This window comes from Alicyclobacillus kakegawensis NBRC 103104, from assembly GCF_001552655.1.
Taxonomy (GTDB): Bacteria; Bacillota; Bacilli; order Alicyclobacillales; family Alicyclobacillaceae; genus Alicyclobacillus_G; species Alicyclobacillus_G kakegawensis.
In genome coordinates this window covers 273,990-296,315 of the sequence record NZ_BCRP01000001.1, presented here as the reverse complement: position 1 = coordinate 296,315, position 22,326 = coordinate 273,990, and the positions used below count along the sequence as shown (strand labels likewise).

The window sequence follows — 22,326 nt, the reverse complement described above, 5'->3', positions numbered from 1 at the left end:
GGGTCTTGGAGCGGCCGCAAAAGGGGGATACATAGTGCTCGAATTTACGGTGCTGGCGAGCGGCAGCTCTGGCAACGCGTTATACATACGAACGGACAGGGTACAGGTGCTGTTGGATGCGGGCATCAGTGGCCGGCAGTTGCAGCAGCGGATGCGGGCTGCGGCAGGCGCTGAGTGGGCAGGCTTGGACGCGGTGTTGCTGACGCATGAGCATGTGGATCATGTGCGGGGGCTGCGGCAGGTGTTGCGCTCCTGCACAGCGCCCGTGTATGCGACGGAAGGCACGTGGCACGAGGTGGCGGCAGCGGACTCGGCCGCCGCGGAGGAGAGCGGGCGTGTGCACAGGGTGCGTGCGGGTGAAGGGTTTTCCATCGGGGACCTGCGCGTGATCCCGTTTGCTGTGTCGCATGACGCGGAGGAGCCGGTGGCGTACCGGTTTGACACGGACGGGGCGAGTCTGGCGGTGGTGACCGACTTGGGGTACATGAGCGACGGCATCAAGTCGGTGATTCAAGGGTGCGACGCTTACGTGCTGGAGGCCAACCACGACGTGGAGATGCTGCGCGCTGGTCGCTATCCGTGGAGCGTGAAACGGCGCATCCTCGGCGACAAAGGCCACCTCTCGAATGACGATGCGGCGTTTGCGTTGTTGGACGTGCTGGCGGACAGGCGCGTCGATGTGTACCTAGCGCACTTGAGCGAAGAGAACAATCTGCCCGAATTGGCGGAGCTGACGGTCTCGAGCGCGCTCGGGGAAATGGGTGTGGACTGCCTGGAGCGGGTTCGCCTGCACCGGACCAGCCGGCGAGAGGCGACGCGGTTGCACCGTCTGGGCTGCGGGGACATGGAATATGACGGAAGGGACCATAATAAGGAGAGTGAACGTGCCAACGGATAGGACACAAGCGGGTGCTTGGGTGAGCCTTGAATGAGCGCTGTACGGTCGCGAATGGCGCGGGTAGATGCAGGAAAGGCAGGCGACGGAGATGGGCTTTTACAAGGACAGCGGAGATTTCCACACGAACCGGGCGGACAAGTCCGCAGGGGCATGGCGGTGGCTGGCCGCCATAGTGGTATCCGCGCTGGTGGGATCCGTTGCCACGCTGGCCGCGTATCCCGCGTTGCGGGGGCAAGGAGCGGTAGCCACAGCCGCGGACGCGGCGACTGCGACCAGAACGACAGCCCCTTCCCTGCCGGCGGCGGTGAACGTGTCGGTGAACGACGGCATCGTGCAGGCGGTGAAGCGAGCCAAGCCGGCGGTGGTGGGCGTGGTGAACTACAAAGAGGTGGAGGACTTTTTCAGCCAGCAGTCGAAGCTGAAGGCGAACGACGTGGGCACAGGACTGTTGTTCCACAAGGACGGCAAGTACGGCTTCATCGTGACCAACAACCATGTGGTCGACGGCGGCGCGAAGGTGGAGGTCGTGTTTGCCAAGGGCAAGCATGTCACAGCCCAGGTGGTGGGGACGGACGAGTTCACGGACCTGGCGGTGCTGCGGCTCCCGGAGAAGTATGTGCGGGGTATCGAGCCCGCACAGTTCGCGAATTCGGAGCGGATAGAGGTCGGCGAGCCGGCCATTGCCATCGGATCGCCCATGGGGCTGGACTTTGCCGATTCGGTGACGGCCGGAATTGTGAGCGCGAAGCGGCGCATCATGCCGGTGCAGACGCCGGATGGTGAGCAGGTGCTGGATTACCAGGCGGTGATTCAGACGGACGCGGCCATCAACCCGGGCAACAGCGGGGGGCCGCTGTTGAACATCAACGGTCAGGTGATTGGCATCAACAGCAGCAAGGTTGTCGATCCGACGGTGGAAGGCATGGGCTTCGCGATCCCGTCCAACGAAGTGAGGGCGATTGCATCCGAGATCCTTGCCACCGGGCATGCGGACCACCCGGCGCTCGGCGTTGCAGGCTACTCGCTGCGGGCGGTGCCCGAGCAGTGGTGGCCGGACGTGCCGGTGGATTACGGGATCTTGGTGCAGGAGGTGCAGTCTGCTGCGGCTAAGCGGTCGGGGCTGAAGGCGGGCGATGTGATAGTAGCCATCAACGGCAGGACGGTGCAGACGATGCCGGACCTGCGGACATACCTGTTCCAGGCGAAACCGGGGCAGGTCGTGACGTTGACTGCGTATCGCGGGCACAAAAAGCTGGAGTTCAAGGTGACGCTCGGGAAGATGGAGACCCCGAACACGACCGCGGGCGCTTCAGGTTCCGGAAGCGGCGCGGACAATCCGTTCTCGGTGCCGAGCGGGTTTTTGAACTAAGGGAGCGCGGAGACATCGTGCAGGTTACGGTCATCGCAGTAGGGAAGTTGAAGGAGAGGTATCTGCGGGAGGCGCAGGCGGAGTACGGCAAGCGCCTCTCTGGTTATGTCCAGCTGCGGATTGAAGAAGTGGCGGACGAGCCGGCCCAGGAGAGCGCGGGGGACGGGGAGCGGCTGCGTGTCCTGCGCGTGGAGGGAGAACGAATTGCACGCCGGTTGCGGGAACGGGACGCGGTGGTGGCGTTGGACAGAGGGGGAGAGGCGCTGTCATCGGAGGCGTGGAGCCGTTCCTACCAGCGCATGGCCGGAGGCGGGTACGGGAGATTGGTGTTTTTGATTGGCGGCTCCTATGGCCTGGATGCGTCCCTGCTGAAGCGCGCCGAACTATGCTGGAGCTTTGGCCCGCTGACCTTGCCGCACCAGTTGGCGCGCATTGTACTGTTGGAACAACTCTATCGAGGCATTCGGATTGCCCGCGGGGAGCCGTATCATAAGTAACATGCGCGGTTTGTAACATGTCTGATGCGGCTTGGCCAGGAATCCGTACGTGTGTCTGCATGGCGCGTATGTCGCCGAGTCACGAAAAGGCCTGTTCCCCAATCAGGGGGGCTTCCTGGAGTGGTTCCCGGTAAGCGGTGGGCATCCTGACGGTCTATCAGTAAGCCCCTGCGGGTTTCCGCTCCCTTTCCTCCACTTCCTCGCTGCCAGGCCATTGGGTTACAGGCACATCACCGACCTGGGCAGGGCTGAGTTGGCTGTCCCAGTTCGGGCTGCGATTCGAGGTTACCGAATAGAATGAAGGGCGTGATTTGACGCGTTTTTCAGCGCTCGGTTGCTGGTTAAATGTTAAAGTTTAAGTCTTATGGCTTAAGCTCTAAGGTTTAACATTTGAACTGTAAAGTTTAAAGTTCAACATGCTAGGGTTCTAAGATTTAAAGTTTGAAGTGTAACGTTCAAAGCTTCAATTTGTGCGTTGGCGAGTGGACGAGAATCTCCTATACTGTGAAAGTAAGAACAGTGGGTTGGAGAGGGGAGCGCACTTGGCCAAATCGCAAGCACTGAACACGACGATCGCATTGTCCATAGACAACGGCAGCAGCCACATCAAGGGAATCTACGACACGCTTGAGAACGCCTTTATCTTCCCGAATGTGGTCTCCCAGCCGGTTGGGGAGCGGTTTCTCCTCACCGAACAGGGGAACCCGCTGGACTTTCTCGACGTTCGCATCACGTCTCCAGCCATCACAAGCGAGCAGTACCGCCACGTCTACGTGGGCAACTTGGCCATTGGGGACGAGGGGGTTGTCTACGAGATTGTCGGGGACAAGGCGGCCCAAAAGAAGGCGCAGCGACCGGAGACTATGGTCACACTGCTGACGGGGGCGGCCTACGCGGTCGCGCACAAGCATGAGGCGGACATTCGGGCCGGAGTGAACCGAATCAAGGCGCACGTGTACCTCGGCACAGGCCTCCCTATCAGCGAGATCGCCAAGTTCCGGGCGGAGTTTGCCGCCAAGATCACCAGCGGCGTGCACTCCGTCACGTTCGTGACGACGCCGGTCTACAAGGGTGTGACTGTCGAACTGGAGTTCTCGCTCCCCGTGGACATCGGCATTGACGACGTCTCCGGCGTCTACGACATCGAAGCGACGTCGAATTCGCCGCTGTCGCACAAGGGGTTTGGCATCGCCGACGTGGGTGGCGTGGATATGGACATCGCTTTCTTCCGGCCTGGATTGGAACTGGACCAGAGGCACTCTGTGGGTACCAAAATCCACTTGAACGACGCCCTGGAAAGCATCCGCAACGAAGTCAACGCCGAGGGAGAAGAACTGATAGCGAGCACAGCGGAACTGACCGACATGCTGGTGCACAAGGAATACGAGATCTACGCCGAGGGCAAAGTTGTGTTCGACATGACCAACCTGGTGAACCGGCACATGCGCATCCTGGCAGAAAAGGTGCTCAAGTCGGCGCGCAACGCGTGGAAACACGTGCGCTACGCGAACGAGTTCTGGTTCATCGGCGGCGGGGCCATTGTGCTGCAGCCCTGGATAGAAAAGCTGAACGCGGAGCTAGGCTTACCGATTCGCTTTGACGCGGCGGAGTACAGTCAGTTCCGCAACGCGCGCGGCACCTTTCTCCTGCTCTCCCACGCCCTCGAAACCCTGCCGCAAGCCGCGGCCGCCGCAGAGCCGGAGGCAGAGCCAGTGGCCGCTGAAGCCAAGGACGGGAAGGATGCGGGTTGAAAAAGCGCCGCTCTACCGTCTACGTGCGTCCTGGCAAGGACATTACGCTCTATATCCCGGCCGAAACACCGCCCGAGGTCATTGACTACCTGAACCGGCTCAAGGATGAGGGCAACTTTAGCCAGGGTGTCGTCGACATTCTTACGGAATACGTGACGGCTCACCTGGGACGCCAGCAGTTGAACGCCGGGGCGCCCAGCCCGGAGGCGCCGCAGGCGCAGGTTCATTCGTCCGCGGCGGCCGCTTCTGCCGTGGCCGCCGATGGAGCGGCCTCGCCAGGCAGCGATGGGACGGCCACCAGCGACGTCCGCGAGTTGGCGTCCGGGGCGCCGCATTCGGCCACAGCCCAGGCGGCCGACCCCGCGCATGCGCACAGCGCGGGTGAACCGGTCGCATCCACGGATAAGCTCCACGCGACTCCATCCGCTGTGGAACCTGCGCTTCCCACTCCCGCTTCAGCTGCGCCGGCAGCGGAGCCGCAGGCATCGCCGGTCCCGGAGCGGAAAAAGCTGAGTCTGGCGCAGATTTTCCGCCAGGCCCAGCGCAACGCCGGCCGATTGACCGACGGATAGGGCTTCTCAGCGCACCACCAATACCGGACGGGCGGCCCGGTTCAACACGCCGTGGCTGACGCTGCCGAGAATCACCCGGTCAATGGCGGACCGCCCGTGCGAGCCCATGACGATGAGGTCCGCGTTCTCCTGTTCCGCTAAGCTGCAGATGACCTGTACCGGATGCCCAGTGGGCGAGCGGAACGTGGCCCGGTCCAGCACTCCGTCCAAGGCCTTCTGCGTGCGCTCCCAGAGATTCTGCGCCTCTTGGTCCAGGATTTCAAACACGCTGGGTGGCACTGGCCCTCCGCCCGCGAAGGCGGGCGGATTGACGGCGTAGACGACAATCAACCGCGCTTCCGGGTAGTGCCTCAACAGGTCCGCGGCCGTCGCGACCGCCTTCTCCGACGGCTTTGATCCGTCGATTGCAAGAATCACTGTGTTCATCCCGCATTCCTCCCGTGTGTTCGATACTGTCTTGCCGACGCCAGTGCTCCCAGGTTCCGGAGAGGGACCGGGCACGTCCGGCACCCTAACGGGCCAAGAGCACGTCGACATCCAGATGCTGGAGCACCGCCCGCGCAACCCTGCCGACCGGCACCCGTTCCGCCAGCGCCCGGCCGTGCCGGCCCAGGATGACCAGGTCGACCGCTTCTTCGCGCGCCGCCTGCACGATGATTTGGCTCGGTACTCCTATCTCGTGACGCAACCGCACTCGTCCCGGCCAGTGGGAGAAGTGCTCGCGCACCAGCCTTTCCAACGCTTCGACGGTTTCCCGCTCCGGCTGCGACAGGTGCCGTGTGCTGCCCAGGTTTGAGCGCTGATAGAACGAGGTGTGCCCCTGGCTCACATGCAGGATGATGAGTTCCCTGTCTGGTGATGTGCGCAACACGTTCTCTGCGGCGTGAACGGCCCGGGCACTCAAATCTTTGCCGGAAACGGCCCACATGACCCGCATGTTCTTCCCTCCGCTGATCCGCTATGCGCGATTGGGCGGTCGCGTCTGGGCGCCCCAGGCTCCGCCGCTGGCCGCCCTTCTTCCGCTTGCGACTCCCGAATCCTCAGGCTGTCTTGCCCTTCTGCCGCGGCGCCACCCCCCACGGGCCGCTGCCGCGACCGGTCCACTGGGCCGCTTTCCGCCGCAGGTACGGGATCACCCAGTGGTCCAGCCCCACTGCTGCCGCGTTAAACCCGGCGACCAGAAGCAGCACCTGCCAGACCAGCATGTTCGGGTTGGTGCTGGTGGTGCCCGCCAGCAGGTAGGCCAGGTTCATCGCCGCGCCGAAAAAGGCGGCGGCGGTGGTCAAGCAGCCGAGGACGAGGCCGATGCCCACCAAAAGCTCACCGTAGCTGACCAGATAGCTGAAAGCGGTCGCGTGCGGCAGGGCGAACCCACGCAGGAACGAGGCGTACCAGCCCTGGACCGCCGGATGGTCCCCCTGGCTGAGTTTGACCGCATTGCCCAGGAAACCGGAGATGGCCGTTCCCGCTTTCGCCCCTGTCCATACGGGCGATCCGATTTTCTCTAAGGCCGCACGTATCCACTCGACACCAATCCACACCCGCAACACTGTCAGCAGCCAACGAGCGTATACATGATTGCGAAGCCAAGCCACCATGACCGTTCGCCTCCCCAGGGAAGGTTGTTGACGCAGGGCTCCTTGCGCAACCTCATCATGCCGCAGGCGGGGCCGGCGGCACAGACTCGAGCAGACCAAATCGAAGCGCAGGTCAGGACTAGTCCATCAGGGTTCCGACCCAGTCCGGACGGGCCTTGGGCCGTCTTCGAGCCTTGGCGTACAGTACAGTCAGGGTGGCTTCGCGGAACTCCGAGAGGTGTTCTATTATAGATTTCATCTGTTATAATACTGAAAACGACTCATGGCCGCTGGGCCGCCGCGGAGCGGGATCGCCGCCGCCCTTGCCAAGGTGGCGCCGCGCGGCAATGGCCAGGGCGGAGAGTGCGGGAGGTCGGCCAGGATGAAACTGACTGTCACGCCGGAAGCGGCGCAGTGGTTCCGGCGCGAGTTCGACCTGCAGGACGGGGATGCGGTGCGCATCTTTGTGCGGTACGGGGGCGGATCGGTCGTGGACCCGGGCTTCGCCCTGGGCGTGTGCGTGGAGACGCCGAAATCGGTCGCCGCGATGGTGGAGCAGGAGGGCACGCGCTACTTCGTGCGCAGCGGGGATGCCGCCTTTTTCGAGGGGCGCGAGGTGCGCGTGGTCTACAACGACCAGGAGGACGAGGTGGAGTTGCTTGTGAACAGGTGTCCTGGCACGGAATGAGGGCGGTCGAATCGCCGCCCTCACTTGTCCGCTTGGTCCAGCACATACCCCTCGCGCACCGCGTAAGCGGCCGCCTGCACGCGATTGGCGAGATGCAACTTCTCCAGGATGCTGCGAATGTGGTTGCGAACCGTGTTTTCACTGATGTACAGCGCTTGTGCGATGTCCCGGTTGCTGGCGCCGGTGCTCAGATGCCGCAGCACGTCCATCTCCCTCTCGGTCAACCGGTCGACGCCGTTAGGCCCGCCCGCAGCGCGCTCGCTGCGGCGGCCGTCGACCGTTGGGCTCGGCGCGGACATCTCGGCGATGATGCGCATCGCCAGGTTGGCGGGGACCACTGGCTCCCCGCGGCTGACGCGCTGGAGCGCATCCATCAGCGTGGCCGGGCTGGCGGTCTTCAGCACGTATCCGTCGGCACCCGCCTTGATGGCGTCGAACAACATCGACTCCGCTTCGCTTACAGTCAGAATGAGGATGCGGACGTCGGGCCACATGGCTTTGATCTTCCGCGTCGCCTCCAGGCCGTCGCAAACCGGCATGTTGATGTCCATCAGCACCACGTCCGGGACGTGCTCCTGCACCCGTTCGATGGCCTGCTGTCCGTTCTCCGCTTCCACCACTGCCGCCACGCCCTCCATGTGGCTGACAATCGACTGCACGCCTTTGCGGAACAGGGCGTGGTCATCCACCAGCAGCACCCGCAATCCGGGGCTTTTCTCTTGGTCCGCCACTTCGTTCATCTCCTCCCGGCGCGCCGGCCGCTACCCGGATGACACCGGGGGCGGGGCGCCGCCGCTTCTTGCACCATCGTACCCCAGGCACAACCTGTCGCGCAGGCAGGAAACAGCCATTTTTCATGGTAACGTGCAACTAGTCCGACCGGACTATGGCGGAGGATTTTCACAGATCCGCCGTTTCCCATACGGTATAATCAAGCCAGACAAGAAAGAGGGCTGCCGCACCGGCCGACAGGGGGTGAGGGAGACGTGCTGCAAGACGCCCTCAACAATCTGCAGAGCGCGCTGGACGCGCTGCTCACCATCAATCGCGCACTGGACGAGACGCTGATTGTCGCCATTACAGACAAACAGGGGCGCATCACGTTCGCCAACAAGAAATTTTGCGACATTTCCAAGTATACCAGAGACGAACTGATTGGACAGACGCACCGCATCATCAACTCCGGCTACCACCCGAAGGAGTTTTTCCGGCAGATGTGGCGCACCATCGGCAGCGGCCAGATCTGGCGCGGGGATATCCGCAACCGGGCCAAGGACGGATCGTACTATTGGGTGGATACCACAATTGTCCCCGTGCTTGACGAGCGCGGGAAACCGTATCAATACGTGTCGTTTCGCGTGGACATCACGGAGCGCAAGCGGGTGGAGGAGCACCTGCGGCGCTTGGACAGGATGGACGCGGTGGGGCAGTTGGCCTCCAGCATCGCCCACGAGATCCGCAACCCGCTGGCGGCCATCAAGATGGCGGTGCAGGGGTTGCAGCTGGACACCGACTCGGCCCAGGCGGACGTCCTCGACATGGTGGTGGCGGAACTGGACCGGATTGACAAGATTGTCGACCAGTTCATGTACCTGTCGCGCACGCCGGAAACGCACTTTCAAGTCCTCGACATCCGCCCGGTGCTTGACCTGGCCGTCAGGCTGATGAGCCTGCCGGCGCGCAAGCAGGGCGTCAGCATCGACTGGTCAAGCCCCCATCCGGTCGGTTTGGTGCGGGCCGACGCCCATCAACTGCAGCAGGTATTCATCAACCTGCTGAAGAACGCCATAGAAGCGATGCCGGACGGCGGCACGATTGCGATACGGCTGCAGGCCCAGGAGGGGCAGGCGTGGGTGCGCATCCAGGACCAAGGCTGCGGCATCCCGCCGGAGGCGCTGGCCCGCATCGGGGAACCGTTTATGACGACGAAACCCAACGGCACCGGGCTCGGTCTGACCGTCTCGCACAAGATCATTGAGGAGCATGGAGGCTCCATCCACTTCGACAGCCAGCCGGGCCAGGGTACCACGGTCGACATTCGCCTGCCACTGGTTCAGCCTGCGTAGCGGCCCGTCGACGGACGCTGCGGCGTCCGGTGCCCAGACGGCCGCCGGCGGCTGGCCTCGACTGCGAGCGGGGCTGTGAGTACCGCCTCCCCTGCCCGCCAATCGGCGGCGGAATCCTGGCGCCGGAACTGGTGCTTGCTCAGCAGCCGCAGACTTCTCCGGTTATCCCACAGCACACGCGCCACCGCGCGGCGATAGCCGTTTGCCGCGGCGGATTGCATGAGTTCGCTCAACAGCAGGCTGCCGATGCCACGGCCCTGTTCGGCGTCCGCCACGAGCGCGGCCAGTTCCACCGTCTGTGCGTCGACGGCTTGGTAGGAGCCGATGCCGACCATGCGCCTGCCCTGCAGGCAGACAAGCGTGCGGGAGGCGCGGCTGGGCTGCGGCAGGAGGCTGTCGACCAGGCGCTCGTCCGGTGCACGGACGGATCGGAAAAAGCGCAGGTACAGGCTCTCCGGCGATTCATGCTGCAACAGCTCCCGCAGGCGCCGGCGCTCGACAGGAGTGCGGCGGGCGGGGCGAATCTCCACCAGGCGTCCGTCAGCCAGTGTGCAGCGGCGAGCGGGTGTGGACAACGCTCACACCTCCTGCCGGGTCGGGGCCAGCATGGTGCCGGCGTTGCGGTAGCGGGCGTGCCAGGACAGCGCCTGTTCAATGAGGTGCGGCGTCTGGCCGCCGCGCCGGCACGCGGCCGCGAAGTAGGCGGCCAGTGCATCCCTGTAGGCCGGGTGGGCGCAGCGCTCAATCAACGCCCGCGCCCGCTCGCGCGGCGCCAATCCGCGCAGGTCGGCCAGCCCTTGCTCGGTCACGACGATGTCCACGTCGTGCTCGGTGTGGTCCACGTGGGCGACCATCGGCACGATGGACGAGACCCGCCCTCCCTTGGCCGTGGACTTGGTGAAGAACACGGACAGCAGGGCGTTGCGCGCGAAGTCGCCGGAGCCGCCGATTCCGTTGACAATCTCGGTGCCGCCGACATGGGTCGAGTTCACGTTGCCGTAGATGTCCACCTCCAGCGCCGTGTTCATGGCGATCACGCCGAGGCGGCGGATGACCTCCGGGTGGTTGGAGATCTCCTGCGGACGCAGGATGAGATGCCGGCGGTAGGCGGGCAGGTCGTTCATCACCCTCCTGGCGCGCTCTGGCGTCAGGGTGATGGAGCAGCTGGAGGCGAAGCGCAGCTTGCCGGCGTCAAACAGGTCGAACGCGCCGTCCTGCAGGACTTCCGAGTACATCTCCAGGTCCTGCAGCGGGGAGGCCGCGAGGCCGGACAACACCGCGTTGGCCACCGCGCCCACGCCTGATTGCAGCGGATACAGCGTCTTCGGCAAGCGCCCCCGCCGCACCTCGTGTTCGAAAAAGTCAACCAGGTGTTCAGCCATCCGCTTCGTGTCCGCGTCGGCGGGAGCGATTTCGACAAAGTGATCGTCCCTGTCGGTCACCACAATCCCCACGATCTTGTCCGGCTTGACTGGGATATAGGGCGTGCCGATGCGTTGGTCCACCTGGCACAGGGGAATCGGCTGCCGGTGCGGTCGCGGCCCGGGGATGAACACGTCGTGCATGCCTTCCAGCGACTCCGGTTGGTGGACGTTGAGCTCGACCACAATCCGGTCCGCGATCTGCGCGAAGGTCGGTGAATTGCCGACCGAGGTGGACGGCACGATGCAGCCGTCCTCCGTGATGGCGACCGCCTCCAGGATGGCGACATCCAGCCGCCCGAGTTCACCGGCGCGAATCCACTCTCCCATCTCGCCCAGGTGTTGATCCACATACATCACGTCGCCGCGATTGATGCACGCGCGCATGTGCGATTCCGATTGGAAAGGCAGGCGCCGGGCTATCACCCCGGCATCGGCCAGCACGCGGTCCACCTCTTCGGCGACAGACGCGCCCGTCCACAGGTTGATGCGCAGCCGCTCCCCGGTGCGCTGCGCCCGTTCGGCCAGCGCCATCGGCACCGCCTTGGCGTCGCCGGCCCGCGTGAATCCGCTGATGCCCACGGTCATGCCATCCTGAATATAGGCCGCCGCTTCCTCAGCCGATAGGATGCGTGACCTCAGCTGTGGGTTGCGAATCCTGTCTTCGTACATGGTGCCACCACCTGTGCCCGGGATTTGACTGCACGGCCGCCTGGCCGCGGTGCCACGCGTTTGGGCTGAACCGCGCGCGGCCATTCGGTCGTTTCACGTTCAGGCTAGCAGACGATGGCCGCCGCAGCATGACCCGCTTGAGCGAAGCCGCCGCCGGCAAAGATCAGTTCAACCGGCCGGTCCCTCTGATGCGCCTGGATGGTGGTCGGAGGCGGTCCATCCGGGGGGCGGGGGCCCGGATGGCCCATTGACGCGGGCCATTAGGACGGATAGAATACCTACTATACAAATCAAGATAATGCAGATGTGTGTCTACCGACTCCGACTCGACCACGAGAGGGGACATACTGGGTGTCCCTGCCCTTGGTTTGCCTCTTTTTGGGTTTTGCAGGCCGGGAAGCAGGCGGATCCGTTGGAGGGAGAGGACAAAATGCGCAAGTATCTGACGGGGGTCGTGACGCTGGGCTTGGTGCTCGTGAGTGGCTGCGGGACGGCAGCCAACTCCGGTAACAACGCGAGCCAAAGCAGTGGCAAGGCGAGCAGCCAGGCAAAAACCGTGACACTGACGTTCGGATCGTACAGCACGACGAAACAGGTCTACGAGGATCAAATTTTTCCGGCGTTCCAGAAGTACTGGCGGGCGAAGACAGGGCAGAACGTGAAGTTCGACGCCTCCTTCGACGCCTCGGGTGCCGAGGCGCGGTCCATCGTCAACGGCTTGCCGGTGGACGTCGCGGCATTGTCCCTGGCGGACGACATCGACAAGATTCAACAGGCCGGATTGATTACGCATAACTGGCAAGCGGACAAGTATCACGGCATGGTCACGGATTCGATTGTCGCCATTGGCGTCCGCAAAGGGAATCCAAAACACATCCACACTTGGTCGGATTTGACGAAGCCTGGTGTGGTCGTGGACCTGCCGAATCCGGAGACCTCCGGCGGGGCGAAGTGGGACATCGCAGCGATTTACGGGGCCGGCCAGGAGACGGGCAACGGCAAGGGCCTGCTGGCCTCGATTGTGAAGAACGTAAAAGTTCTGGATAAATCGGGCGAGGCTTCCATGAGCACGTTTGAGAGTGGGGTCGGCGACGCGGTGGTTGGCTACGAGGACGACATCCTGCGCGAGAGTCATCACTTGAAGTCGTTTTCGGAGGTTGTGCCCAGTTCCACATTGTTGATTGAAAATCCGGTAGCGGTGGTGGACAAGAACGTCGACCGACACGGCAACCGCAAGGTGGCGGAGGCGTTTGTGCAGTTCCTGCGTTCACCGGAGGCGCAGAAGATCTTTGTCCGCAACGGTTTCCGCCCGGTCAACCCGGCGGTCAAGGTGCCGCAGACATACACGACGCCGCCGCACCTGTTCACCATTGAATCGCTTGGCGGGTGGAGCAAAGTGGACGACAAACTGTTCTCTGACAATGGCCTCTTCAACCAGGTGTTGGCGGCCAAGAAATGAGTGATGCACATGACGACAAACCTGGCCACACCGGGATGGCGATGGATGGCCGGGGTGGTTTGTGGTTATCTGCTGCTGTTGGTGGTCTGCCCGGTTGGAGCCATCGTTCGGCAGGCGTTTTCCGGCGGGGTAGGGGGATTCTTTCAAGCGCTCGCCAGCCCGATTGGCGCTCATGCTCTGCTTTTGAGCTGTTGGACCGCGGCGGTCGCGGCGGTTGTCAACGCGGTCATGGGCACATGCACCGCGTATCTCATCGCCCGCAAACACCTGCCGGGGCGAAGGGTGGTCAGCGCCCTGATTGATTTGCCCCTGGCCGTGCCGACCACCGTCGGCGGCTTGATGTTGGTCCTGGCGTATTCGCCCGCCACGCGCATCGGGGGCTGGCTGGCGGCTCATCACGTAAATCTCGTCTATTCCCGCATCGGCATCGTGCTGGCGATGGCGTTTGTCACCTTCCCGTTCGCGGTGCGCACGGTGGAGCCTCTATTGGACTCCCTGGACGCGTCGGTGGAGGAAGCGGCTTTCACGTTGGGGGCGTCGCGCCTGCGCGTGTTTTGGCAGGTGCTGTGGCCAACGCTTTGGCCGGGGGTCGTGACCGGGCTGTCTCTTTGCTTCAGCCGCGGATTGGCCGAGTTTGGCGCCGTCGTTCTGGCGTCCGGCAACCTGCCCTTGCACACCGAGGTGGCGCCTGTGTACCTGTACGGGCTGTTGGAAAACAACGAAACCAGCGGGGCGGCCGCCGTGTCGGTGGCGCTGCTGGTGCTCTCGGTGCTGGGATTGGTGGTGCCGCTGTGCCGGCCGCGCCAGTGGTGGAAGCGCCTGGCGGAGCCGCGCGGCCGCAGGGCGCGCAACCATGCACGGGTGGGAGCGGCCAGGGTATGAAGATGCGAATGGCTCTCAGCGCTGGCGTGTACCTGTGGTTTTTGATTCTCATTTTGATCCCGGCCATCACCATGGTCGAGGGCGCGCTGTCGCACGGAGTGAACGGATTTTTTGCGCAGGTGCTGCAGCCGGAGGCTGTGTCTGCGCTGCGGCTGTCGTTTCTCATCACGGCGTTGACGCTCCTCATCAACCTGCCGCTTGGGGTCATCACCGCCTTGCTCATTGCGCGCAGGTCGTTTCCCGGTTGGCAGGTGGTGAACGCGGTGGTGGACCTGCCCTTCGCCCTCTCTCCGGTGATTGCGGGGTTGGCCCTGCTCCTGGTGTACGGGCCGAACACGCTGCTCGGCGCCTTCCTGCAGAATCACGGCGTGAAGGTGATGTTTGCCCTGCCGGGGATGGTGCTGGCGACGCTGCTGGTCACCTTTCCGCTGGTGGTGCGGGAGTTGGTGCCGCTGCTGCGCCAGCTGGGGCTCAGACAGGAAGAGGCCGCGTGGACGCTTGGGGCGTCGGCGTGGCGGACGTTCTGGTTGGTCACGCTGCCGCGCATCCGCTTCGGCCTGGGGTACAGCGCGGTTTTGACGATTGCGCGGGCCTTGGGCGAATTTGGCGCGGTCCTGGTGGTGTCGGGGAACCTGGTGGGCGTCACGCAGACCGCAACGCTGTATGTGTACCAAGCCACTGAAAACAACGACCTGCAGGCGGCCGACGCCGTGTCCACCGTGTTGGCTCTGGTCTCGTTTGTGATTCTCATCCTCATGCAGGTGTTCAAGGGTCGGGGGGAAGGACGGATCTCATGACGATTCAGGTGACAAACCTTGTCAAGCGGTTTGCGTCCGGGACGGCGGCGCTGCAGGATGTCAGCTTTTCCGTACGTGAGGGGGAAATGATAGGGCTGCTCGGTCCCAGCGGCAGCGGGAAGACGACGCTGTTGCGCATGATTGCCGGGTTGGACAGGCAGACCGCGGGGGAAATCCGCATCCGCGGCCAAGTTGTCGACAACCTGCCGGCCCAGCGGCGCGGGGTCGGTTTTGTCTTCCAGAACTATGCCCTCTTTCAACATATGACGGTATTCTCCAACATCGCCTTTGGCCTGCGGGTGAAGCGTTTGGGAAAGCGGGAGATCCAGGACCGGGTGATGCGCCTGTTGCGGTTGGTGCGCTTGGAGGGGTACGAAGACCGCTACCCACACCAATTGTCCGGCGGCCAGGCGCAGCGCGTGGCGCTGGCCCGCGCTCTCGCTCCGGAGCCGAGCGTGCTGCTCTTGGACGAACCGTTTGCCGCCGTCGACACGAAGATCCGCAAAGAGTTGCGCCGCTGGGTGCGGCAGATTCACGATGAGATCGGCATTACGAGCATCTTTGTCACGCATGACCAGGAGGAGGCGCTGGAGATAGCGGACAGAGTGCTGGTCATGCACCAGGGCCGGGTGGAGCAGTTCGCGACCCCGCAGGAGGTTTGGGAACGGCCCCTGAGCCCGTTCGTGGCCGGCTTTCTCGGGGATGTCAACGAGGGCGCAGCGACGGTGCGCGACCGGCAGGTGCGGCTGTGGGGCCACACCTTCCCCGCTGGCGAGTTCGCCGACGGGGAGCGCGTGCGGGTGTTCGTCCGGCCGTCCGACATTGAACTGGGGCCTGCCGCACCGGATGCCGTCCCGGCTCAGGTGCGCGAGGCGGTGTGGGCCGGGGAACGGACGCAGGTAAGGGTGCAGCTGGCGGACCAATCGACCCTGCAGGTGTCGTTGCCAAGCGACCGCAGCGTGGACCTTACACCCGGTCAATCGGTGTCTATGTGCATCCGCAAGTTCCAGATATTTGCCGAAGCGTAAAATCCACGCCTCGCTTTGTCTCGGCCGCCTTGCTCTCCTCGCCATTCGCAAGACAGTTCATGATATAATGAGATTAATTTCCCATACCAGGTTCTCGTGAGGAGCAGTGCGGAAAGTGAGCCGTCGAGACACTGTCCTGGCTGCAGTGGTCAATCTGACGCGGCAACGTGGGGCGCAGACGCGGGCATCGGACAGCGAAGGGTTCACCACCGCGGAAATCGCCGATGTGGCCGGGTGTTTGCGCGCCAACTGCAGCGCCGAATTGAATGCGCTCGTACGCGCCGGCCTGCTGGCCAAACGGCGGGGACGGCCGGTGCGCTATTATTTGACTGGGGAGGGCCTGGCCTCCACCGGTCTGTCCGGGCTGCACGGGCCTGTCGAAGGTGTTGGCGCGCCCCTGAAGAAACCGCTTACGTCCACGCGGTCGGATGTTTCGTCGCGGCGCCCGCACCTGGAGGATGACTTCGACTGGGGAGTCGGCGCCGAGAGAAGCCTGCGCGATGCCGTCCAGCAGGCCAAAATGGCCCTTACCTACCCCCCGCATGGAATGCATATCCTCCTGTTGGGCGAGACAGGGGTGGGAAAGTCGTCGTTTACGGAGAAGATGCACCGTTACGCCGCGTCGTTTGGGGTGTTGGACGAGGACGCCCCGTTGGTCGCGTTCAACTGCGCTGAATACGCCAACAATCCGGAGATTCTGTTGGATCAACTGTTCGGGCACGCCCGCGGCGCCTACACAGGCGCCCATCAGGACCGGCCCGGCCTTGTGGAACGGGCCGATGGCGGCATGCTCTTTCTCGACGAGGTGCACCGGCTGCCGCCCCAGGGCCAGGAGATGCTGTTCCACCTGTTGGATTACGGTGAGTTCCGGCGTATCGGCGAGACCGAGGTCTGGCGCAAGGCACGCGTGCTGCTGGTGGCCGCGACCACGGAGTCGCCGGAGTCGGCGCTGCTGGCGACATTTCGCCGCCGCATTCCGGTGGTGATTCGCCTGCCCGCGCTGCGGGATTGGGAGCTGAGCGACCGGTTTGATCTCATCTACCATCTCTGCCTGGAGGAGGCGCGCAGTCTCGGCCGCCCACTGCATTTGCCCGGGCCGTCGCTGGATATCCTGCTGTTCTCCCACTTCGCGTCGAACATCGGGGAGTTGAGGAACACCCTGAAGCTGGCCTGCGCGCGGGCGTACAACCGAGCGCTCAGCCGCAGGCCGCCCGCCGACGGGCAGGCGCCGGCCCCTGCGGAGCCAGGTTCTCAGGAGGCCATTGAGATCCTGCCGGAGCACCTGGTCACCGCCCCGGCTGACGGCGCCAACCGGCCGCTCTTCCGCACTCTGATGCGATCCGTAGACATGCGGGTGGACCCGGTCGTTGACCGGCCGCCGAGCTTCCCGATGATGGAGGCGGATTCCATCTACGTCAAACTGGATCGGCTCAGCCGGACGCTGCAGGAATTGGGGTTTGCGACGGAGGAGATCCTCGACGTCCTGGAGCGGGAGCTGAAGCGGCAGCGGGCGCCGTCCGGGGAGACCCCCGTGTCGGTTGACGAACTCCGGCAGTTTGTGGGCGAGTCGTTTTACTCCGCCGTTTGCCGGGCCTGGGAGGAAATTGAGCCGGAGTTTCCGTATCCGGACACCCAGGCCGCTTTCCTGCGCGTCGCCATGCACCTGTTCGGCGTGGTCCGATCCGACAGCACGGTGTCAACCGCTGCGTCTTCATCGCGTCCATCCTCGTTCGACATCGTCGAAGGGGTGCGCAAGGAGTCGCCTCACGCCTACCAGCTCTCGCAAAAATTTCTCGGCGCCTTCGAGACCTTCAGCGGGGTACAGCTGCCGCCCGAGGAAACCGCCATTGTGGCCATGCTGTTTCGCCCGTCCACCCCCGAGCAGGGCAAGGCGGTCGCGATAGTGGTGGCCCTGTTCGGCGATTCGGTTGCAACGGAGATGGTGCGGACCGCGCTGCAGCTGGTCTGCGACGAGGATATCGCGGCATTAAACATCCCGGTGCAGACACCCCAGGATGTCATGGAGACGATGCTGAACAAGACCCTGGAGACGGTGGACACCACCCGCGGCGTCCTTGTGCTCACCAACGTTCCACGCCTGGCGGAACTCGACGGGGCCACGGCGGCAGGCGGTGTGCCCGTCCGCGTCGTCACGCGGCCGGATCTGCACACGGTGGTGAGTGCGCTGCACATCCACCGGGATGACCGGCTGGAGTTGGACGATATGGCGGCATGGCTCAAGGCGTACAACCGCTCCCGGTCTTTGCCGACGTCGCAGACCACGCGCGTCGTCTGGGCCTGCTGCCTGACCGGGAAAGGAACGGCGCGGGCGGTGGAACGGTTGATTCGCGAGGCGCTCCCGGACGAGCTAAGGGGACAGGTGCGCGTGGTGGCGAAGGAACTTGGCCCCGCCCAGGGCCCGGACCTGGAACCGGAGGCGAATCTGGCGGCTGTGGTGGGGTCCATCAACCCAGGGCTGGTGGGGGTCCCGTTCTTCTCCGTGGAAACCCTGTTCAGCCGCGAGGGGATCTCCCAGCTCCTCGGCGTCCTGTCTCTCGGCCAGGCCCCGGCGGCGCCTGAGCGGGAGAATCAGGAGACCGGGGGCGCCGCCGATACAGACCCGTCGCCCAACCGGGATGCTTCAGCCAAAGCGGACGCTTCAGCGGCGCCCGTGCCGGGCGCCGGGGCCCCCCGGCCCAACCGCGCCAGCTCCGCCAGCGGCAACGGAGCGGGGGACTCTGCTGCGCTGTCCGAGTCCGAAGCTGAGGCCGCCCCGGCGCCGGACGAGACGACGGCCCGGCTGGAGCAGCACGTGCACAATCTCCTGAAGCGCAATTTGGTGTTCGTCAACCCGGACCTGGCGCTGGAAGTCGTCCGCGAAATGTGGCGCCGCATCGTCGAGGGGACGGCGGAGAGCGCCCTCAATGCGGCGCTCAGCCCGGAGACCTATGCCCGGTTTTGCCTGCATACCGCGTACGTGATTGAACGGTGTGTGCGCAACGAGCACGTCCCGCACCCGTACGCCGGCCAGATCGCGGCCCGCTATCCGAACGAGTGGCATCAGCTGCAGGCAGCGTGGGAACCGGTGCAAGAGACGTTTCGCGTGTCCGTGCACCCGGACGAGCTGGCCTACCTGTTCGAGCTGGTCTTCTCCGATCACGAAGTCGAGGTGTTTCAATCGTGAGCGGCCAGCAGAGTCTGTTCGTAAGAGTGGACGACCGGCTGATTCACGGCCAGGTGGTGACCACTTGGGTGCGGAGTCTGGGTGTGCGGACCATTTGGGTGATGAGTGATCGGGCGGCCAATGAACCGATTGAAGTGGTTCTGCTCAAATCGTCCGTCCCGTCCCATCTTGACCTGGAAGTGTTCACGGTGGAACAGACCGTGGACGCTTGGCAGCGGCGCCGTCCATCCGGCCCCGTGCTGCTGTTGGCGGAGTTCCTCCAGGACGTTCTGTATCTGTGCGAGAGAGGTGTGAACATCGACCAAATCAACCTCGGTGGCATGCGCTACAAGCCGGGGTACGCGGCGCTCAGCAAGGCGGTGTACGTCGGCGAGGCGGAAGCCGCCGCGCTGCAGGCCCTGGAGGCGCGCGGCGTGGAGGCGTATATTCGCGTGGTGCCGAGTGACACAAAAGTGGACGCCTACGAACGGCTCCGGCAAAGGTGGCATTGATGGATGGCGGTCTGGCAGGTCGCCGCGGTGGCCTTGATTGCCGCCGTGGCCGGAATTGAGAGCGTCTTGGACGAATGGCAGTGGCACCGGCCGTTGTTGGCTTGCACCCTCATCGGGCTGGTGCTCGGGCATGTGGGGACCGGCATGGCCGTCGGCGCCACCCTGGAGCTGACCGCGCTGGGCTGGATGAACATTGGCGCCTCACAGTCGCCGGACACGGCTCTGGCCAGCGTGATCTCGGCCGTGCTCGCCATCAGGGCGGGCAACGACGTGAACCAGGCCATCGCGATTGCCATCCCGTTGGCGGTCGCCGGCAATCTGCTCACCGTCTTGGTCCGCACCCTCACCATTTACTTTCAGCACCTCTCGGATCGCATGTCTATCGACAATGAACGGACCGCCCTGTTCCGCTTGAACTTCGCCGCCCTGTCCCTGCAGGCGCTTCGCGTGGCCGTGCCCAGCGTGTTGTTCACCATCTTTGTCAGCCCAACGATGATGGACAGGCTGTTCAACTTCCTGCCCAAAACCCTGACCGACGGCTTCACGGCGGCCAGCGGCTTCATCGTCGTCGTCGGGTACGCCATGGTCATCCGCTCGCTGCAGGTGGACAAGCTGATGCCGTATTTCTTCCTGGGGTTCTTGGCCGCCGACTTTTCCCATATCACGCTGGTCGCCATGGGCATCCTGGCGGTCGCCGTGGCGTGGCTGCATGTCCGCGTTTGGGCTCGGCACGATGCGCCCGGAGCCGATTTGCCGGCGGAGGAGGAATCGGCGCCCGCGTCCATTCGCCGCCTACCGTCTGCCGTCCTCTGGCGCGTGTTCTGGCGCAGCCAATTCCTGCAGGCCTCCTGGAACTACGAGCGCATGCAGGGGCTGGGTTACGCCTACATTGTGGAGCCGACGCTCAACTTTTTCTTTCCCGAACCCGAGGTGCGTCTGGCGCGCAAGCTGCGGCATGTCGAATTTTTCAACACCCAGCCGTACGTGGCCAACATCGTGGTGGGCATCAACCTGGCGCTGGAGGAACGGCTGCAGACGGGAGAGCCCAGATACGACCGGCTCGTCACGTCCATCAAGCTGGGCATGATGGGCCCTCTCGCTGGCGTCGGAGACTCCATCTTCTGGGGGACGTTGCGTCCGCTACTGGCCTCGGTCGGCGCCACCATCGCCCTGACAGGCAACCTCCTGGGCCCCATCTTGTTCTTTGCCGGCTGGAACATCCTGCGCCTGGCTGTGCGCTGGAGCCTGCTCCAGTACGGGTACCGGCTGGGCGTGCGGATTGTGAACGTCATCTCCACCGGCGTGCTGCGCCGGGTCACCGAAATGGCGACCATCGTCGGCCTGATTGTCATGGGCGCCCTGGTCGCCGACTGGGCGAGCATCCACTTCGCCATCCACTGGCAGGTTGGCCATGGCCAGACGATGAGCCTGACCCAACTGTTGAACGGGCTGTTCCCGAAGCTGCCTGAACTGTTGCTGGTGCTCGGGGTATTATGGCTGCTGCGCAAAGGCTGGAGCAGTGTCTGGGTTATCTTGCTGCTGTTCTTCCTCGCCATCGTCGGCGTCTACGCCCACGTGCTGTCCGCCTGAATCCGCCACCCCCATTGGTCTCCTGCCCCCCCATTCTCCATCTGCCTGCTTTGATCTGTCTCAATCTGTATTGAAGTGTATCGTTATGTATCAAGGCGATCCGTACGCCTTCGGCCATCCTGCCGGCATCCACCTTTCATCTGTATTGGCACGGCACTTGCTTAATACTGTCAGTAGAGCATCAATCCATTTCATACTCTTGATTCGAGGGGGCTGTCGAATGAAGCCAAGGCTATGGACAGCCGCAGGCATCGCCGCGATGATAACGCTTACGGTCACCGCCTGCGGCTCGGGCTCCGGCAACAACAGCGGAGGGAACAACACGTCATCCGGCGGATCCAGCGGATCCGGCGGAGCCAAGGGTACGATTGCCCTGCTGTTGCCGGACACCACATCCTCTCCGCGTTGGGAGACACAAGACAAGCCAGACTTTGAAAAAGAGGTCAAGAAACTGGACCCCAACGCCAAAGTGCTGTATGAGAACGCGCAGGCCAGCAGCAGCACGCAGCAACAGCAGGCGGAATCCGCCATGACCAACGGCGCCAAGGTGCTGGTAATCTGCCCGGTGGATTCCAAGGCGGCTGCGACCATTGTCAACGAAGCGCACCAGCAGGGGGTCAAGGTAATCTCGTACGACCGCATGATCACGAACTCACCCGTCGACTACTACGTCTCCTTCGACAACGAAAAGGTGGGCGAGCTGCAGGGACAGTACATCGCCGACCACACGAAGAAGGGCGGCACCATCGTGATGATTGACGGCGCCGCGACCGACAACAATGCGCTGCAGTTTAAAGCCGGCGCTCACAAGGTGCTCGACCCGCTGATTAAGAAGGGAACTTTCAAGCTGGGCTACGAGTCCATGACACCGGATTGGGACCCGTCCAACGCTCTGCGCGAGATGGAGCAGGCGATGACGCGGTTGAACAACCATGTGGACGGCGTCCTGGCTGCCAATGACAGCCTGGCGGGGGCGGTCATCCAGGCGCTCAAAGCGCAGGGTCTGGCCGGCAAGGTGCCGGTGACAGGCCAGGATGCCACCAACGCGGGGCTGCACGACATCATGCAGGGCACCCAGTCCATGACCGTGTACAAAGCGGTTCCCAAGGAGGCTTCCGCCGCAGCGCAGCTCGCTGTGGACCTGCTGGCCGGGAAGAAGCCGGCCTCCTCGCTGGTGAGCGGTTCCGTGAACAACGGGACCAGGGACGTGCCCGCCGTCCTGTTGCAGCCGGTGGCTGTGACCAAGTCCAACATCCAGAGCACCGTCATCAAAGACGGATATACGACCATGGACCAGATTGAGCACCCGTCCTCCTGAGCGGTTTCCGGCCTCTCCGCATGGGGAAGGCCAGACAGGCACAGGGCAGGGGGCGCGGACAAACAG

Annotated in this window: 21 protein-coding genes; 15 read left to right on the top strand and 6 right to left on the bottom strand. The window is 63.8% G+C overall.

Annotation, left to right across the window (positions count from 1 at the left end; genetic code table 11):
- Positions 1–34: 34 nt before the first annotated feature.
- From AK2_RS01390 to AK2_RS01370, 5 genes are all read left to right on the top strand, one after another.
- Positions 35–898 carry an MBL fold metallo-hydrolase gene (locus AK2_RS01390; protein WP_157076171.1) on the top strand — a complete coding sequence of 288 codons (864 nt, stop codon included), beginning with the start codon at positions 35–37 and terminating at the stop codon, positions 896–898.
- A gap of 88 nt (positions 899–986) precedes the next feature.
- A complete protein-coding gene (locus AK2_RS01385; protein WP_067930587.1) occupies positions 987–2,267 on the top strand; it encodes a S1C family serine protease in 1,281 nt (426 codons plus the stop codon).
- Positions 2,268–2,284: 17 nt separating this feature from the next.
- Complete coding sequence (gene rlmH, locus AK2_RS01380; protein WP_067930352.1) at positions 2,285–2,764, top strand: 23S rRNA (pseudouridine(1915)-N(3))-methyltransferase RlmH; 480 nt, start codon at positions 2,285–2,287, stop codon at positions 2,762–2,764.
- 542 nt (positions 2,765–3,306) lie between these two features.
- On the top strand, positions 3,307–4,515 hold the full coding sequence (locus AK2_RS01375; RefSeq protein ID WP_067930348.1) for a ParM/StbA family protein: 1,209 nt from the start codon (positions 3,307–3,309) through the stop codon (positions 4,513–4,515).
- Positions 4,512–5,087 carry a hypothetical protein gene (locus AK2_RS01370; protein WP_067930345.1) on the top strand — a complete coding sequence of 192 codons (576 nt, stop codon included), beginning with the start codon at positions 4,512–4,514 and terminating at the stop codon, positions 5,085–5,087. Before AK2_RS01375 ends, AK2_RS01370 begins: the two co-directional genes overlap by 4 nt.
- Before the next feature lie 6 nt (positions 5,088–5,093).
- On the opposite strand, the gene AK2_RS01365 is transcribed toward AK2_RS01370, so the two are convergent.
- The 3 genes from AK2_RS01365 to AK2_RS01355 form a co-directional block, all read right to left on the bottom strand.
- Complete coding sequence (locus tag AK2_RS01365) at positions 5,094–5,513, bottom strand: universal stress protein (protein WP_067930343.1); 420 nt, start codon at positions 5,511–5,513, stop codon at positions 5,094–5,096.
- Positions 5,514–5,598: 85 nt separating this feature from the next.
- Positions 5,599–6,024: a universal stress protein gene (locus AK2_RS01360; RefSeq protein WP_067930340.1), complete on the bottom strand. Its 426-nt coding sequence runs from the start codon at positions 6,022–6,024 to the stop codon at positions 5,599–5,601.
- Positions 6,025–6,127: 103 nt separating this feature from the next.
- Positions 6,128–6,685: a DoxX family membrane protein gene (locus AK2_RS01355; protein WP_083520720.1), complete on the bottom strand. Its 558-nt coding sequence runs from the start codon at positions 6,683–6,685 to the stop codon at positions 6,128–6,130.
- Positions 6,686–7,046: 361 nt separating this feature from the next.
- On the opposite strand from AK2_RS01355, the gene AK2_RS01350 reads away from it, so the two are divergent.
- Entirely contained in the window at positions 7,047–7,352 is a 306-nt protein-coding gene (locus AK2_RS01350) for a HesB/YadR/YfhF family protein (RefSeq protein WP_067930337.1), read from the top strand.
- 20 nt (positions 7,353–7,372) lie between these two features.
- On the opposite strand, the gene AK2_RS01345 is transcribed toward AK2_RS01350, so the two are convergent.
- Positions 7,373–8,092, bottom strand: a complete 720-nt coding sequence (locus AK2_RS01345; protein WP_067930334.1) for a response regulator — start codon at positions 8,090–8,092, stop codon at positions 7,373–7,375.
- Positions 8,093–8,338: 246 nt separating this feature from the next.
- Between AK2_RS01345 and AK2_RS01340 the strand changes: the two genes are divergently transcribed.
- The gene (locus AK2_RS01340) at positions 8,339–9,418 is read left to right on the top strand and encodes a two-component system sensor histidine kinase NtrB (RefSeq protein ID WP_067930331.1); all 1,080 of its coding nucleotides are present in this window, start codon (positions 8,339–8,341) and stop codon (positions 9,416–9,418) included.
- Here AK2_RS01340 and AK2_RS01335 read toward each other — a convergent pair.
- Positions 9,406–9,993: a GNAT family N-acetyltransferase gene (locus AK2_RS01335; protein ID WP_067930328.1), complete on the bottom strand. Its 588-nt coding sequence runs from the start codon at positions 9,991–9,993 to the stop codon at positions 9,406–9,408. The two genes, AK2_RS01340 and AK2_RS01335, sit on opposite strands and share 13 nt — an antisense overlap.
- 3 nt (positions 9,994–9,996) lie before the next feature.
- Positions 9,997–11,511, bottom strand: coding sequence for a succinyl-CoA:acetate CoA-transferase ScpC (gene scpC, locus AK2_RS01330; RefSeq protein WP_067930325.1), 1,515 nt, complete (start codon positions 11,509–11,511; stop codon positions 9,997–9,999).
- 430 nt (positions 11,512–11,941) lie between these two features.
- Between scpC and AK2_RS01325 the strand changes: the two genes are divergently transcribed.
- The 8 genes from AK2_RS01325 to AK2_RS01290 all read left to right on the top strand — a co-directional run bounded on the left by AK2_RS01325 (position 11,942) and on the right by AK2_RS01290 (position 22,260).
- Positions 11,942–12,970, top strand: coding sequence for a sulfate ABC transporter substrate-binding protein (locus AK2_RS01325; RefSeq protein WP_067930584.1), 1,029 nt, complete (start codon positions 11,942–11,944; stop codon positions 12,968–12,970).
- 9 nt (positions 12,971–12,979) lie between these two features.
- Positions 12,980–13,852 (top strand): ABC transporter permease, encoded by an 873-nt coding sequence (locus tag AK2_RS01320; RefSeq protein WP_169794709.1) that lies wholly within the window; start codon positions 12,980–12,982, stop codon positions 13,850–13,852.
- Positions 13,849–14,649 (top strand): sulfate ABC transporter permease subunit, encoded by an 801-nt coding sequence (locus AK2_RS01315; protein WP_369406106.1) that lies wholly within the window; start codon positions 13,849–13,851, stop codon positions 14,647–14,649. The genes AK2_RS01320 and AK2_RS01315 overlap by 4 nt, the downstream gene beginning before the upstream one ends.
- Positions 14,646–15,677 carry a sulfate/molybdate ABC transporter ATP-binding protein gene (locus AK2_RS01310; RefSeq protein WP_067930318.1) on the top strand — a complete coding sequence of 344 codons (1,032 nt, stop codon included), beginning with the start codon at positions 14,646–14,648 and terminating at the stop codon, positions 15,675–15,677. Before AK2_RS01315 ends, AK2_RS01310 begins: the two co-directional genes overlap by 4 nt.
- Positions 15,678–15,792: 115 nt before the next feature.
- The gene (locus tag AK2_RS01305) at positions 15,793–18,861 is read left to right on the top strand and encodes a sigma 54-interacting transcriptional regulator (protein ID WP_067930314.1); all 3,069 of its coding nucleotides are present in this window, start codon (positions 15,793–15,795) and stop codon (positions 18,859–18,861) included.
- Entirely contained in the window at positions 18,858–19,352 is a 495-nt protein-coding gene (locus AK2_RS01300) for a PTS sugar transporter subunit IIB (protein WP_067930312.1), read from the top strand. The genes AK2_RS01305 and AK2_RS01300 overlap by 4 nt, the downstream gene beginning before the upstream one ends.
- A gap of 3 nt (positions 19,353–19,355) precedes the next feature.
- On the top strand, positions 19,356–20,942 hold the full coding sequence (locus tag AK2_RS01295) for a mannose/fructose/sorbose family PTS transporter subunit IIC (protein ID WP_067930309.1): 1,587 nt from the start codon (positions 19,356–19,358) through the stop codon (positions 20,940–20,942).
- A 220-nt stretch (positions 20,943–21,162) separates the two neighbouring features.
- Positions 21,163–22,260 carry a sugar ABC transporter substrate-binding protein gene (locus AK2_RS01290; protein WP_067930306.1) on the top strand — a complete coding sequence of 366 codons (1,098 nt, stop codon included), beginning with the start codon at positions 21,163–21,165 and terminating at the stop codon, positions 22,258–22,260.
- Positions 22,261–22,326 lie beyond the last annotated feature (66 nt).